Raw genomic sequence first — 15490 nt, 5'->3', positions numbered from 1 at the left:
CCAAGACAGATAGCAGAGGCTGAGGCATGACATTCGACACGCTTCTCGTTGCCAATCGTGGGGAAATCGCCGCGCGTGTCATGCGAACCGCCCGGTCGCTTGGCCTGCGCACAGTGGCCGTTTATTCAACCGCTGACGCTCGGGCACCCCATGTCGAACTTGCTGATGAGGCGGTTTGGATCGGTGAAGGGCCGATTGGTGCCAGCTATATGAACGCAAAAAAGATCATTGCTGCGGCTCAGGAAGCTGGGGCAGGGGCGATCCACCCGGGCTATGGGTTTTTGTCCGAAAATGCGGGTTTTGCAGCGGTAGTCGAGGCCGCGGGTCTGACTTTTATCGGACCCGATCCCGAAGCGATCCGGCTGATGGGCGACAAGGCCGTCGCCAAACGCCTTATGATTGGCGCGGGCGTTCCCTGCGTTCCAGGGTATGAAGGCGATGATCAATCGGTTGCCGCACTGGTCGCTGAAGCGAGCAAAATCGGTTTTCCCATCATGGTCAAAGCCGCAGCTGGTGGCGGTGGACGCGGAATGCGCGTGGTCCAATCCGCCGACGCTCTTTCTGAGGCGATTTCAATCGCAAGATCCGAGGCCGAGAGCGCTTTTGGATCCGGCGAACTGATCCTTGAGAAAGCGATCGGTGATGCGCGCCACATCGAATTTCAGGTTTTTGCCGATAGGTGCGGGAACGTAATTCATCTGGGCGAAAGGGAATGCTCGGTTCAGCGTCGCCACCAAAAAGTCATCGAAGAAGCCCCAAGCCCGGTCATGACGAAAGAGTTGCGCGCAAAAATGGGGGCTGTGGCGATTGAGGCGGCCCGTGCGGTGAGCTACCGCGGCGCCGGAACCGTGGAGTTTCTATTTGAACCGTCCGGCGTGTTCTATTTCCTTGAAATGAACACCCGACTGCAGGTTGAGCATCCTGTGACCGAGATGGTCACTGGCCTCGACCTAGTGGCGCTACAGATCGCTGTCGCGCAGGGTGACGCCCTTCCAATCTCTCAGGAAGACGTCACCATGACCGGCCACGCCATTGAGGCGCGGCTTTATGCCGAAGACCCCGCTAACGGATATCTGCCGGCGACCGGTCCAATTGATTTCTGGCAGGCTGCGTCCGGTCCCGGAATGCGTGTGGATTTCGGCATTCAGCAGGGACAAGAGGTATTGCCTTTCTATGACTCCATGCTTGCAAAGATCATCGCGCACGGTCCAACCCGCGAAACGGCACGTGCGCGGCTGATCAAAGCTGTGCATGAAACTATTTTGCTGGGAACGGTGACAAATTCGCGGTTTCTTGCAGATGTGCTGCAGCACAGAGATTTCATTGCCGGCGATGCAACGACAACATTTCTGGATCGGACCTACCCCCGGGGCTTTCCTGCGTACTGGGTAACTGCGCAGGACGTCGCCTTGGCGGTTGCGCTGTTGTTGGGTGCGGATCAGGCCCGCGCAAGGGCGGCGGCGGGCTATGTATCCGCCGAACAGTTGGGTTGGTCCAGCGCGGCGTTACCGCCGTTCGCCGTGACGCTTGCCTATAGTGACGAAGAGATACAAACGCGCGCACGCGTCTGCCCCGATGGATGGACGGTATGGGTTGAGGGCAACGCGTATGATGTTTCGTTTATCAAGCGCAGCAGCGGGAAGGTCCGGGCACGCATAAATGACAACACCGTCGACGCCACCGCACACATAACCCGCGACACAGCCCAGATCGCCATCGGCGCCGAGCGCCTGACGTTTCGACGCCTGCGTCCCGGTGTATTGGATGCGGGAACGATCGTTAGCGGTCGCGTCACCGCCCCCATGCCGGGTGTCCTGGTCGAGGTGGCGGCAAGACCCGGTCAAAGCGTTTCCAAAGGCGACTGTCTGGCCGTTCTCGAAGCCATGAAGATGCAACACCAGATCACTGCCGCCGTTGCTGGCGTCATCACCTCTGTCCACGTTGAGGTCGGGCAACAGCTGAGCGCGGGGGATGTGATGATCGAGATTGACGAAATATAGATAGAATTGGGTGTGTGTCGGCCACCGCCACTTCATCCGGGGACATCGAATAGGCAAACACAAAATCAAGGGAACAAGCAGTGCAACAGGCAACGGATTTTCTGCAAGAAAGCGAGGCATTGTTTGCCATTCTGGGCGATATTTCGGGCGAACAATGGGAAGTACAAACACAGTTCAAAGGATGGACGCTGAACGATGTTCTGGTGCATCTGCACTATTGGAACCAGATGGCAGATCTGTCGCTTCAGGACCCCGACGCGTTCACAGCCCGCATTGGCGCATTGTTTGTCAAAGCCAAGGCCGAAGGGCTGCGCGCAGCCGAGAACGAAGCGATCTTGCTGCGCGGGAACGAGCTGCGCGATTCCTGGCGGACGCTTTACACAGATATTGGCACACGTTGGGCCGATCTCGATCCCAAGCACCGGGTGAAATGGGCCGGTCCGGATATGTCTGTACGCTCATCAATTACGGCCCGCCAGATGGAGACTTGGGCACACGGGCAAGAGGTCTTTGACGTTCTTGGTGTCGAGCGCGTCGAACAGGACCGGGTCAAGAACATCGTCATTCTGGGTGTGAACACCTTTGGCTGGGCCTATCAGGTCAACGGCAAACCTGTGCCCGAGGCGATGCCGCGGCTTGAACTGACCGCGCCATCCGGAGCCTTGTGGGAGTTCGGTGAACGGGGGGACAATCGGATAACAGGCTCTGCGGTAGAGTTTGCACAGGTCTCAGCCCAAACCCGCAACATCGCGGATACATCGCTGAAGGTGGAGGGGCCGGTTGCTGCCGAATGGATGTCAATCGCGCAATGTTTTGCCGGTGGTCGCGAAACGCCCCCGGCACCGGGCAGCCGTCACCGCGCTCGGGGCTCGCAGATCGCGTGAAAGAAGTTGAATGTAAGCCTTGAACCCGGCACAAAAGGAACCACCCGTCCGACCGAAAGCGAAGATATGCTGCTGTTTAATGTGACAAAACTTGCATCTGGCCTAATCGTCGCTGTTGTCATCGGCTGGCTGCTGGTGCTGGGCAAAAGTATCCTTCTTCCGGTGCTTTTAGGCATAATCGGGATATACATTCTGGACTCGACCGCCTCGACAATCGGCCGTGTTCCGGGGTTGCGCCACATACCACGCCGCGGGCGCTGCTTGCCATATTTCTAACGTTGGTTCTGATAGGGGTCTTTCTTGAGGCAAACGCGCAAGCGGTCGCCCAGAATATCCCGCGTTACCAAACCAACTTAAAAGCGCTGATTGACTCGGCAATGGCGATGTTGGGCGTCAAAAAACTGCCAGATTGGTCCACGATCGAGCAGACGATTGCCGGCAAGTTCGATATTTTGGGGTTTGTGCAGGGGACGCTTTCTACAGTGCAGGGTTTCGGGACGGTCATGTTGATGACAATCCTTTATATTGTGTTCATCCTGTCCGATCTGGATGACATGCCGGAAAAAGTTCGAAAGGCTTTGGGTGATGCCGAAACAGCTGACCGATCGCTGCAAATCGTCGCCCAGATAAACCAGAAGATTGGCAGCTACCTAAGTGCAAAGACCCTGATCAACGTCATTTTGGCTGTGATCTCCTATGTGATCATGTTGTTGCTTGGGATCGAGTTCGCAATGTTCTGGGCCATATTGATCGGGCTTTTGAACTATATTCCATACTTGGGTTCAATCGTGGGTGTTCTGTTTCCCGTCATGCTGAGCCTTGTGCAATTCGGCGGCATCTGGCACGCCGGTGTCGCGCTGATCGCTCTTATGGCAGCTCAGCTGTTTGTAGGAAACTTCCTTGAACCACGGCTTGTCGGAAACTCGGTGAACCTGAGCGGATTTATGGTGCTGTTTTCGCTGACGATCTGGACCGCGATGTGGGGCCTGGCAGGCACCATATTGGCGATACCGTTGACTGCCGTGGTGATGATCATCTTGTCGCAAATCCATTCTACGCGACCGCTGGCGATTTTGATGTCAGAAAGCGGCGAACTTGACTGATTGCTCCAAAGCCCGGTTTTAGATGTTAAAAATTCGCCATCTTCGGTGCGCGACCGCCACCCATTAGTCGGGGTGACGGCCGGCTTAAAATCTTTGGCGCTTAAAGTTTAATGCGGAACGCGGCGAAACCATCGGCGCCTTCGCCTGCGTCTTCGATCACCACTCCTTTGACATCGCTTATATAGTCGCGCGCTTTGGGGCCGGTTTCGAAAAGTACCGTGGTATCTGCGAGCGGGGCGAAGGACCAGTTGGCGTCCGCTTTTGGATCAATTGTGCCCTGATCGACAATGTAGCGCACGATGACGTCGCGGTTGGTGTCGGGGGCCTCGAAGACAATCGTGTCGCCCAATGCGCCCGGGAAGGACCCGCCGCCAGACGCGCGGTAATTGTTGGTGGCGATGATAAACTCCATATCATCCGTAACTGGCGTGCCGTTGAAGGACAGGTTCACAATCCGTGCCGCGGCTGGGTTCACTTCTTCGCCTTTTGGTCCAAATCGCGAGGGCTGGGACAGGTCGATCTGATAAGTTACGCCGTCCATTACATCAAAATTGTAGGATGGGAACTCTGGATTCAGCAGAATTGCATCGGCCGAGCCGGGCTCTACCTGATTGAACATGCCTGCCGAACGCTCTAGCCAGCCTCGAACCTGTGCGCCGTTCACGCGGACCGCCCGCACGGTGTTCGGATAGAGATACAGGTCAGCCACGTTTTTGATAGCCACATCGCCCACTGGAACGTCGGTATAATACTCTGGCCCACCACGGCCACCGGCCTTGAACGGGGCTGCGGCTGATAGGATGGGCAGCCCCTCGTGCTCAGTGCCCTTCATCATCTCTTCAACATACCATTTTTGTGCGATCGACACGATTTGCACCGACGGATCATCCGCGACGAGTGCGAAATAGCTGTGCAAAGGCGCGGACGTCTTCCCTACGGCGCGGCGAACATATGCCAGTGTTTCGTCGTGATCTTTGGCAACCGAATCCAGCACGGTCTGGTCGTCGCCAACCAGCGCGGTGATTGAGCGATCTTCGTTGCGCTTTGAGATCGGGCGCGCCTCGGATGTCGTTGTTACAACGCGCCATTCATTCCCGTCGCGTTCCAGCAGCAGGTCCAGCAGACCCAGATGCGAGCCCCAGAATCCGCCCATGACCGCCGGTTTGCCCAATAGTGTGCCTTTTTCGACGTCGATGCCTGGACGATCCGCGAAGGTGGGCGAAGGGAAGACTAGGTGATTGTGGCCTGTGACCAGCGCGTCGATGCCCTCAACACCGGCCAGCACGACCGAGGCGTTCTCCATACCATCAGTGTGATCGGCCTCACCGATACCCGAATGCGATAGGGCGATGATTAAATCACAGCCTTGCTCTTGCATTTCTGGCACATACGCTTTCGCGGTATCGACGATGTCGCGGGCCTGAACGTTGCCTTCCAGGTGCTTGCGGTCCCAATTCATGATCTGAGGTGGGGTAAAGCCAATGACGCCAACCTTGATTGGATGCTTGGTGCCGTCACCCATTTCTATTTCGCGGTCAAGAATGGCGTAAGGCTTGACCAATGTTTTGTCGTCGCGTGGCCCCGCGCCTTGTTCTTTGGCGACGTTGGCCAACACGACAGGGAAATCTGCGCCAGCGAGCGACTTTTCCAGAAAATCCAAGCCGTAGTTGAATTCGTGATTACCCAAGGTCGCAGCGTCATAGCCGACTGTATTGAATGCGGTTATGATCGGGTGGGCGTCGCCTTCCTTCATGCCGCGTTCATAGGCGATGTAATCACCCATCGGGTTGCCCTGCAAAAAGTCGCCATTATCCACCAGCAACGAGTTGGTCGCCTCTGACCGAATGTCATTGATGATCGATGCGGTGCGCGACAGGCCTACCGTATCGCGCGGCTTGTCTGCGTAGTAATCATAAGGGAATACATGCACATGGATATCGGTGGTTTCCATGATCCGAAGATGCGCCTGATTGTCGGCAGCGGCGGCCGAAAACGGGTGCAGGGTGATTGCGGCGGCGCTGGCCGTGGTTGTGGCAAGGAACTGGCGGCGAGACATCGAAAAATGGCTGGAGGAGGTCATTCGGAACCTTTCAATATGTTGGCTAACGCGCCTTCTGCATGACTTACAAAACAACCGTGTGACACTGGTATCCAACGCGTTTGCAGCGGCGCGGCGCATGCGGGAATGTTTGGTACTGATGCCCATTGTGATCTGCTTACCCAATCATGGCAACATGTGTCGATTTGAGACGGTTGATTTTCGCGCGGTGCATATTGCGGAAATGGCGGCAGCCGCATTGGGATAGAATGTTCCGCATCGTTTGCTAAAGCGGCGTTGGCACAGCGGACCATTGCAAGCATCCGCGTTTTTCCGCCTGAGTGACGCAGATGGCATAATCTGGTTGTGATAACGATCTTTATCTATAAAAGAATGCGTAGCCATGAGAGTTCTCGAAAAGTATCTATAAAATGAAAAACACCGCCCCGATATGGTTCCGCGACGCTGCTCAAGCTCTGTATGACCTTCCGCTGATGGATTTGCTGTTTCGCGCGCAGACATTGCACCGGGAGAACTTTGATCCCAACAAGGTCCAGACATCGAAACTGCTGTCGATCAAAACAGGTGGCTGTGCCGAAGATTGCGCCTATTGCTCGCAATCAGCACGGAACGGATCAAAGCTGTCGGCCTCGAAACTGATTGAGGTTCAGCGCGTTCTGACCGAAGCCCGCAAGGCCCGCGACGGCGGTGCAACCCGTTTCTGCATGGGTGCCGCATGGCGCGAACCCAAGGACCGCGACATGGATGCGCTTGTCGCAATGGTCGAAGGTGTGCGCGAGATGGGGATGGAAACCTGCATGACCCTTGGCATGTTGGACGATAATCAGGTGGTTCGTCTGCGCGATGCGGGGCTGGACTACTACAACCACAACATCGACACGTCCGAGCGGTACTATCCCGAAGTCATCACAACACGCACCTTTGCGGACCGCATTGACACGATGAACCGCGTGCAAGAAGCGGGCATCAAGGTCTGTTCCGGCGGTATCCTCGGGATGGGGGAAGAGGTTCAAGACCGTGTCGATATGCTGGTCACACTGGCCAATATGAACCCGGCACCGGATTCAGTGCCGATCAACATGTTGATGCCGCAAGAAGACACGCCTCTGGCAGACGCTAAACCGATCGATCCGATCGATTTTGTAAGGGTCATAGCCGTTGCGCGGATCATGATGCCACAATCTTATGTACGGCTTTCCGCCGGGCGCAGCGGTATGAGTGAGGAATTGCAGGCCATGTGCTTCTTCGCCGGTGCGAACTCGATTTTTGTTGGCGAAACGCTTTTGACAGCAGAAAACCCCGAAGAAGACACTGATGCCATTCTGTTCAAGAAGCTTGGGCTGCAGGCCGAAACCTCGGCTGAAAAATCCTGTTTGGACGCTGCTGAATGAAGGCATTGAGTCGTCTGAACTCGATGCTTGCACAGCTGGACACCCGGCACCGCCGCCGGGTGTTGGCACCGCCACGCGGTGTGGACTTTGCGTCCAATGATTACCTTGGATTGGCGCAATCGGCATTCCTTCGCGATGCCGCGCAAACGGCATTGGCGCAGGGCGTACCGCTGGGATCCGGTGGTTCTCGCCTTTTGCGGGGCAATCATCCCGAACATGAGGCGCTTGAACACGAGGCAGCCGCCTTTTTTGATGCTGAGGCTGCTTTGTTCATGGGCGGCGGGTTTCAGGCCAATCAGGCGATTTTCTCGACCCTTCCTGCCGCCGAAGATCTGATCCTTTACGATGCTTTGGTTCATGCAAGCGCGCATGAAGGCATGCGGATGGGTCGTGCCCAAGCACGTGCTTTTGCCCATAATGATGTTGCCGCAGCGCGTCTGGCCATTGAGGCGTGGTTGGCAGAAGGCGGGTCTGGCCAAATCTGGATCGCCGTGGAAAGCATCTATTCCATGGAGGGCGACATTGCGCCCTTGGCCGCGCTGTCTGAACTGGCCTGTGAACACGGTGCCATATTGATCGTGGATGAGGCTCATGCGACCGGAGTATTTGGCCCGAACGGAAAGGGTCTGGCGCATGGCCTCAAGGCTGAGTTGCTGACTTTGCACACATGCGGCAAAGGGTTGGGGGTTTCGGGCGGATTGATTTGCGGCCGCCGGGTAGTGATCGAAACACTGATCAACCGCGCGCGCCCGTTTATCTTTGCCACGGCCCCATCACCGTTCAACGCGGCGCTTGTTCGCGCGGTTCTGCAGCATCTTCAAACAGATAGCTTGATGGGCCAAAATGCCCTGTCCCGCATTCGCCACGCGCATGCCGTTGCACGTCAGATCGGAATACCCCAAGAGGCGCTGAACAGCCAGATTATCCCCATAATTTTGGGCGATGACGCCAAAACCATGGAAATGGCCGCAACGTTACAGGCCAAAGGTTTTGATGTCCGTGGTATCCGGCCGCCGACCGTGCCACGGGGCACGTCGCGCCTGCGCGTGTCGATCACCGGCAACGTGGGCAAGGATGACATAAGCGCCCTGTTCGAAGCACTGGCGCATCAACAGACGGAGGCGGCATGAGCGCTGTTATCGTCACAGGCACCGACACTGGTGTCGGAAAAACGGTTTTTGCTGCGGGCCTGACGGCCACGCTTGGCGCAACCTATTGGAAGCCGGTGCAATCCGGGCTTGAGGATGCAACGGACACAGAAACCGTCGCGACGCTTTCCGGTGCTGTAATTTTGCCGGAAGCCTATCGCCTGAACATGCCAGCCTCACCACATTTGTCGGCCGAAGACATGGGCGTCGAGATTTCGCCGGATCGACTTGCGCTGCCGCAGGTCAACGGCCCCTTGGTCGTCGAGGGGGCAGGCGGGATCATGGTGCCGCTGAACCGCAAGACCTTTTTCCTTGATGTCATCTCGGGGTGGCAGGCACCCGTGGTTCTTGTGGCCCGGACCGCGTTGGGGACGATCAATCACACAAGCCTGTCCCTGATGGCCTTGCGGGGTGCAGGTTGCAACGTTTTGGGCGTTGCGTTTGTAGGCGACGCTGAGCCAGAGGTTGAACAGACCATCGCCGAGATGTGTCAGGTTACCCATTTGGGACGCTTGCCGTATCTTGAAACCCTGTCGCGAGAAACGCTGTCGGATGCTTTCGATGCGATTGACACAGCAACAATTCGGAGAGCTCTGTGACCGCTCTGGAGTTTGATGCTCGCCACCTGTGGCATCCCTATACGAATGTTCTGAACCCCGGTCCGATGCATCTGATCACCGAGGCCGAAGGGGTATGGCTGACCCGGGAAGACGGCACTCGGATGATCGACGCAATGTCGTCGTGGTGGTGTGCGGTGCACGGGCATCGTCATCCGGCCATCACTGCTGCGATGCAAGAACAGCTGCAGCAAATGCCCCATGTCATGTTCGGTGGCCTGACGCATCGACCCGCAATTGAACTGGGTCGCAAGCTGGTCGAGCTGTTGCCTGACGGGCTGGATCGCATTTTCTACAGCGACAGCGGATCGGTCGCGATTGAAGTCGCTTTGAAAATGGCCGTGCAGTATCAGATGGCGCTGGGTCACACGGGGCGCACGCAGTTTGCGACCATTCGCGGCGGTTATCACGGGGACACATGGAAAGCGATGAGCGTCTGCGACCCCGAGAATGGGATGCACGGGCTGTTCAGTGGCGCGCTGTCGATCCAACATTTCCTGCCACGCCCGCCGATATCGTTTGAGCAGGAATGGACGGATGATCCAACCCTGAATGGGCTGGATGCTTTGGAAGAGCTACTGGAAACCAAAGCCGATCAGATCGCGGCCCTGATCCTTGAGCCAGTGGTGCAGGGCGCGGGTGGTATGTACTTCTATCACCCCAAGTGGCTAAAAGGCGCGCAAGACCTGTGTAAAGCACACGGAATTCTTGTGATTTTTGACGAAATCGCGACCGGGTTTGGTCGCACGGGCGAACTGTTCTCGATGAACCACGCCGAAATGGTTCCGGACATCATCTGTTTGGGCAAAGCTTTGACTGGCGGCCATATTACTCTGGCCGCGACCGCCACGACTGAAGATGTCGCGCGCCGAATTGGGGAAAGCGAAGCCAGCGTTTTGATGCATGGCCCGACCTATATGGCCAACCCGCTGGCCTGTTCTGCCGCGGTGGCCAGTCTGGAACAATTATCGGTCAGAGATTGGCGCGCCGAAGTGCACGCGATCGCCGACCAGATGAAGCAAGAGCTTGCCCTCGCACGTGAATTGCCAGGCGTTGCCGATGTGCGCGTGCTTGGCGCGATCGGGGTCATCGAAATGGAGCAATGGGTTGATCCTGCGGTTGCGCATGCGCTCGCACCCGATACCGGCGTTTGGTTGCGCCCGTTTGCCCGCAACATCTATTGCATGCCGCCTTACATCATCTCTGCGAATGATTTGAGCCGTGTAACATCGGCCATGATCTCGCTCGTCAAAGGCATACCATGAAACAGCAGTGGTTATCGCGTTCGGGAACGGACGAGTTGATTCTGGTTTTTGGCGGTTGGGCGCTGGGGGCTGCGCCTTTTACTGGACTTACAGGGCGCGGCGATGTGCTATTCGTCGACGACTTCCGCCACTTTGACGATCCTCTGCCTGATATTGCGCAATATGACCGGGTCAATCTGATTGCCTTTTCTTTTGGCGTCGCATCCGCGGGCCATTGGTTGGAGCAAACTGGATTTTGTCCCGATCGGCTGATTGCAGTCAGCGGCACGCTCTGCCCGGCTGACCCCGAGCGTGGCATCGCACCGGATATGATCCGCGCCACGGCGGAAAACCTGACCGCAGCCAGTTTCTCAAAGTTCTGTCGCCGTGCCGGATTGAACGGGCCGGTTCCTGAAATTGATCTGGAGGCTGCGCAGGCAGAGCTTCACGCCGTGATCGACCGTGGTGGCGCACCCGAGATGGCGTTTGACCGGATTTGGATCCCCCAGCAGGACCGTATTTTCCCGACCCCCGCGCAAGAGGCGGCATGGGCGCACCAACAATCTGCCGTGCGTGGAATTGCCACCCCGCATGTCCCGTTTAGCGACGGTCAGAACTGGCAGGAGTGGGTCGCATGAACGTCCAGATCGCGGACCGCGTCCAGCGCAGTTTCAGCCGCAGTTTCCGCAGCTATCATGGCTCGGCCAGCCAGCAGGCCAAAATCGCGGATCGGCTGGTCCAAGAGATGCGGGTCGGCGGCGCGCCGCATCGTTTCGCGACCGGATTGGAATTTGGGTGTGGTACCGGCCACCTCACGCATCGGGTGTGTAGCGCATTCGATATTGGCCAGTTGACGGTCAATGACCTGTCGCCCGAAGCAGCTGAGACCGCAACGGCAGTCGGTGCGGACTTTTTGTGCGGCGACGCCAAAATCGTCGAATGGCCGATTCAGCCAAAGCTAATCACGTCAGCGTCTATGGTCCAATGGTTGCATGACCCTGCAACCTTTCTGCAGCGCGCAGCCAAAGCATTGTCTCCTGGTGGGTGGTTGGCGGTTTCAGGTTTTGGACCGGAACAGTACCGGGAACTGGTGAAAGTCGGTTCCACTGCCAAAGCGCCGGGCTTGTGCCGATCTGAAGATTTGGCCGCGGCAGTCGAAGGCCAATTAGAGATTATCAGTTGCGGCGAAAACCTTTCTGCACTGCACTTCGATACGCCCCGAGGCGTTCTCAATCACCTTCGAAGAACTGGGGTCAACGGGCGCGCGCAGAAGGTCTGGACCAAAACCAGTCTTGCCCAATTCACGGAACAATATGTCCGGCACTTTGGCGACGATGATGGCGTGTCCCTGACATATAACCCGACGTGGATCGTGGCCCACAAACATGGCTGAGTGCCGCTACCAATCAATGCGTTCATAGACTTCGGTCTCAATACACGAGATCCCAGAGCCCGGGTTGGTTAGTACCGCTTCGGCCATGACATCGCCGTCGTTTTCCCCGTGGCTTTGCGACTGATCCATGTGCCACGGCGCCGGCGGTTCAACCTGCATTGTCGCAGCAAGCGTTTCGGACAGATCAGGGGCAAATTCTTTTGCAAATTCATCTGTCTGCCCGACCTCCAGTGCAAAGGGAATCTCCGAGGTCAATTGCGCCCCATTAAATCCGGTGTCAGTCACCAAGATTTCCCCGTCGATTGAGCCTTCGAATCCTGGGGGCGGGGAAATCTCAAGAAAGCCGAGATCCCAGCCGGACAGATCCGCCGAACCGCCATCAGTCATCAGTGAATCCTCACCGCTGATCAGTAGCGTATTTGGTGGCAGTCCTTCCAAAGATACAGCAGCCTGATCACTTGCTTGGTTCAGCTCGATTGCGGCTTCAAAAGCACCGCTTTCGCCAAAAATCGGGGCTGGGTCGGCCTGCAAAAGCTCACGCCCCGTTGTGTCGGGCCCATCCCATTCCAATTTCAACCCCGCACGGCCGTAGTTCTCAAAATACCGAACTTCGATATCATAAGTGCCGGGTTCCAGGTCGATTTCTCCGGACCGCGTCCGGAACCCATGCAGACCATCATTGTCCACGATCCTAAGCCCGTTGACGAAGACCGCTACGCCATCGTCCGCACCGGCAAAAAAAGTGTAAGAACCGCCTTCTTCGATTGTTATTTTACCTTCGAGTTTTGCCCCAAAGGTATCCCTTGAACCGCCTTCCCAGAATGAGTTGCGACTGTTTTCATAATTGATTTCAGACACAAATTCCTGATGCGTCGGGTCAGCGGACCAGTCGATGTCGTCCAGCTTTGACAACCTGTTGTACATGTCAAAATAGCTGGCACGGAATCCGCCCACAATTTTGGCATCTGGTGAGGGCAAGTCAGCCTGAGTTACTTCGAAAGTCAGGTATTGTACGCCGTCGTGACTGCTGTTTTCACCGGTTGGCGTAGAATGATGCAGAGCCGCTTCGACCGTTCCCTCAAATTCTGGCGGCGGTGTTACGGTGATCATCCCACCTTGCCAGCCTCCCATCTCTGCGATCCCGTCCGTGTTTGCCGCAAATTCGGTTCCGCCAATCTCGACAATTGTTCCGGTGGGCAGACCTGTCAGTTCGAATGAGGTTTCATCGGTCACGCTGAGCGTTCCCATGTCCACATCAATGGCCAGCGGCATGCCCGAAACGGTTTGGGCCTCGAACATGTCCGGGGCTGTAACCACCTCACGTCCGTCAAGACCTGGGCCCTCCCATTCAAGCTTCAGTCCAGCCCGGCCGTAATTTTCGAAGTATCGGATTTCGATCGAATGTGTTCTCGGTTCAAGCTCAACTTCACCAGTTCGAGTTCGAAACCCGTGTAGCCCGTCATTTTCAACGACCGGTTGGCCGTTGACTACCAACATCGCGCCATCATCGGCGCCCAGAAAGAAAGTGAATGTTCCGCCTTGCTCAACCTCGATACTACCATTGATCTGGACGCCAAACGTGTCTTTTGCGCCTCCATCCCAGAATGTGTCGTGACCGTTAGCGTAGTTGATTTCGGGCTTAATTTCTTCATGGTTCGGCTCTGCGGTCCAGTTGATGTCTTCCAGTTTGGAAAGACGATGATCAACGTCGAAGTATTTGGCGTGAAACCCTGACGAAAACGTCATCTCCTCCGTATCTGCCACATTGACCGTAAAGCTTTCGGTCTGACGTAACCCGCCTTCGTCAATCACCGTGACATCAATAGTGACCGAGGATGCCTCTTCATAGTCCAGTGCCACGCCGGGCTTCAGACGCAGTTGATTGTCAATAACTTCGAACCGGTCATCCGAGATTTCGAACTCATGGGTATCGTGCAAATCCGCATCCACGAAACTGAGTTGCCCCACAACGGCCCCATCGACGTTTTCGGCCACGGTCTGCTGCGCGGCGGTCAGTGTGATGTTATCAACCAGGGCGCCGTAGGTATCATTCTGGCCCTCAGGTTCGCGCAGTTCCAGCGTGTCTTGTCCGGTCCCAACGACCTGCGGCTGGAACGTTTCCCAATCTGCAGATTGCGGGTCCAGCTCCGCCACCAGATTGCCGTTCCAATAGACCTCGACTGTATCGGTTCCGCCTGCGAGGCGCTCACGCAGGTCAATGCCCAGATCATAGAGCTGACCATCCTCTGTCTGGATGGCCTGGGAAATACTGTCGATGCCCCGACCATGATCCATCTCAAGCAGCTGATCGCCATCGGACGCTTTCGTATCGCCTAAATGATCCCAGATTTCCAATCCATGCGCGTCTTGCCAGGACCCGCTTTCATCCGAGCCAAAGCCTTTCCATTTACCCTTTTCCAAGTCAAATTCTTCGAAACTGCCATTCTGAATGAGGTTTTCAGAGATGTTGTCCAGCACCAGATCTGTCGGACCCTCGTTCACATCCTGAACGTCCACGATGAAACGCTCGGTCAGGGTGGCCCCGCCAGCGTCCGTGACGGTGACATCGACCGCTATCTGGTCCGTTTCCTCATGATCCAGTGCAATGCCGGGCTTTAGCTGCAACTTGTCGTCAACGATGTCAAAGCGGTCGTCCGAGATGTCAAAGCTGTGCATGTCCGACGCATCCGGGTCGACGATCGAGATGTTCCCGATCACCGCGCCTTTGGCGTTCTCGGCGACTGAAGTGTTGTCCAGCGCCAGTCCAGTCGGACCCTCGTTCACATTCAGAACGTCCACGATGAAACGCTCGGTCAGGGTGGCTCCGCCAGCGTCTGTGACGGTGACGTCGACCGCTATCTGTGCTGTTTCTTCATGATCCAGTGCAATGCCGGGCTTTAGCTGCAACTTGTCGCCCACGATTTCAAAACGATCGTCAGAGATTTCAAAGCTGTGCGTGTCCGCCGCGTCCGGGTCTACGACCGAGATGTTCCCGATCACCGCGCCAATGGCGTTCTCTGCGACAGAGATGTTGTCTAGAGTGACCTCTTGCGGTGCGTTGTTTTCGGTCTGCATGTCCGTTGGTATTGCCGGGGCTGCATCCAGATTGGGTACGCTTGGCAGCTCCGGACGAGAGGTCGGACCGCTTACATGAGTAATTCCCCCACCTTCGCTTGTTTGGGCCGCTGGACTTGCGACAATGAATGTTTCCACCCCGGCCGCGCTTTCGACGATTTTCATCGCCTCTGCCCTGGTGTTCTGTGTAATTGATCCAGCCAACGTGTTCGTTGAATGAAAGGTATGGGCGACAGGATCAGTGTTTGTGACGTTGCCGGGCTGTTGCGCATGCACGGTGCGAGGGCTCAACTCTTCCGGGGCTCCCTCGTTCCGAGTGTTGCGTTCCAATGTTCCAGAGAACTGTTGGCCTGTGTGTAACGAACTGCGCGTCGGATCTTCGCTTGGCTCGACAACACTGCGGGAAAGATGAGAGGCGATCTCGTGTTGTTCGTCCATATCGGCCTGTGCGGACCTTGTTTTAAAATTCAGGTCGTTCTCTAGTTTACCCATCGCACAATTCCCCAAACAACAGCTGATTCACCGTTTTAGGTAACACGCCTCCGCCCATAACGGGCAACTAAGCGATTAAATTTA

12 protein-coding genes are annotated in these 15490 nt (G+C 56.4%); 10 read left to right on the top strand and 2 right to left on the bottom strand.

The window, feature by feature from the left end; genetic code table 11:
• Positions 1-26 precede the first annotated feature (26 nt).
• The 4 genes from AC2FIB_RS08165 to AC2FIB_RS08150 all read left to right on the top strand — a co-directional run bounded on the left by AC2FIB_RS08165 (position 27) and on the right by AC2FIB_RS08150 (position 3987).
• Positions 27-2000: an acetyl/propionyl/methylcrotonyl-CoA carboxylase subunit alpha gene (locus tag AC2FIB_RS08165; RefSeq protein WP_496734684.1), complete on the top strand. Its 1974-nt coding sequence runs from the start codon at positions 27-29 to the stop codon at positions 1998-2000.
• An 80-nt stretch (positions 2001-2080) separates the two neighbouring features.
• Complete coding sequence (locus AC2FIB_RS08160) at positions 2081-2884, top strand: TIGR03084 family metal-binding protein (RefSeq protein WP_496734683.1); 804 nt, start codon at positions 2081-2083, stop codon at positions 2882-2884.
• Positions 2885-2890: 6 nt separating this feature from the next.
• Entirely contained in the window at positions 2891-3160 is a 270-nt protein-coding gene (locus AC2FIB_RS08155; RefSeq protein WP_496841924.1) for a hypothetical protein, read from the top strand.
• Positions 3161-3162: 2 nt separating this feature from the next.
• Positions 3163-3987, top strand: a complete 825-nt coding sequence (locus AC2FIB_RS08150) for an AI-2E family transporter (protein WP_496841923.1) — start codon at positions 3163-3165, stop codon at positions 3985-3987.
• 100 nt (positions 3988-4087) lie between these two features.
• Here the strand turns inward: AC2FIB_RS08150 and AC2FIB_RS08145 are convergent, their stop codons facing one another.
• Positions 4088-6067 (bottom strand): bifunctional 2',3'-cyclic-nucleotide 2'-phosphodiesterase/3'-nucleotidase, encoded by a 1980-nt coding sequence (locus tag AC2FIB_RS08145; protein WP_496734681.1) that lies wholly within the window; start codon positions 6065-6067, stop codon positions 4088-4090.
• Positions 6068-6456: 389 nt separating this feature from the next.
• Between AC2FIB_RS08145 and bioB the strand changes: the two genes are divergently transcribed.
• From bioB to AC2FIB_RS08115, 6 genes are read left to right on the top strand one after another with little or no spacing between them, the layout of a single operon-like run.
• Positions 6457-7437, top strand: a complete 981-nt coding sequence (gene bioB / locus AC2FIB_RS08140) for a biotin synthase BioB (RefSeq protein ID WP_496734680.1) — start codon at positions 6457-6459, stop codon at positions 7435-7437.
• On the top strand, positions 7434-8567 hold the full coding sequence (locus AC2FIB_RS08135) for an 8-amino-7-oxononanoate synthase (RefSeq protein WP_496734679.1): 1134 nt from the start codon (positions 7434-7436) through the stop codon (positions 8565-8567). The genes bioB and AC2FIB_RS08135 overlap by 4 nt, the downstream gene beginning before the upstream one ends.
• Positions 8564-9184 (top strand): dethiobiotin synthase, encoded by a 621-nt coding sequence (bioD, locus tag AC2FIB_RS08130; protein ID WP_496734677.1) that lies wholly within the window; start codon positions 8564-8566, stop codon positions 9182-9184. Before AC2FIB_RS08135 ends, bioD begins: the two co-directional genes overlap by 4 nt.
• A complete protein-coding gene (gene bioA, locus AC2FIB_RS08125) occupies positions 9181-10467 on the top strand; it encodes an adenosylmethionine--8-amino-7-oxononanoate transaminase (protein WP_496734676.1) in 1287 nt (428 codons plus the stop codon). The genes bioD and bioA overlap by 4 nt, the downstream gene beginning before the upstream one ends.
• The gene (locus tag AC2FIB_RS08120; protein WP_496734674.1) at positions 10464-11084 is read left to right on the top strand and encodes a pimeloyl-ACP methyl esterase BioG family protein; all 621 of its coding nucleotides are present in this window, start codon (positions 10464-10466) and stop codon (positions 11082-11084) included. The genes bioA and AC2FIB_RS08120 overlap by 4 nt, the downstream gene beginning before the upstream one ends.
• Positions 11081-11839 carry a methyltransferase gene (locus AC2FIB_RS08115; RefSeq protein WP_496841922.1) on the top strand — a complete coding sequence of 253 codons (759 nt, stop codon included), beginning with the start codon at positions 11081-11083 and terminating at the stop codon, positions 11837-11839. The genes AC2FIB_RS08120 and AC2FIB_RS08115 overlap by 4 nt, the downstream gene beginning before the upstream one ends.
• Positions 11840-11845: 6 nt before the next feature.
• On the opposite strand, the gene AC2FIB_RS08110 is transcribed toward AC2FIB_RS08115, so the two are convergent.
• Entirely contained in the window at positions 11846-15406 is a 3561-nt protein-coding gene (locus AC2FIB_RS08110; protein WP_496841921.1) for a PA14 domain-containing protein, read from the bottom strand.
• Between the last annotated feature and the right edge of the window lie 84 nt (positions 15407-15490).

The sequence above is a fragment of the Ruegeria sp. YTSA072 genome (genome assembly GCF_059610285.1).
This window is presented reverse-complemented; position numbering and strand designations above follow the sequence as displayed.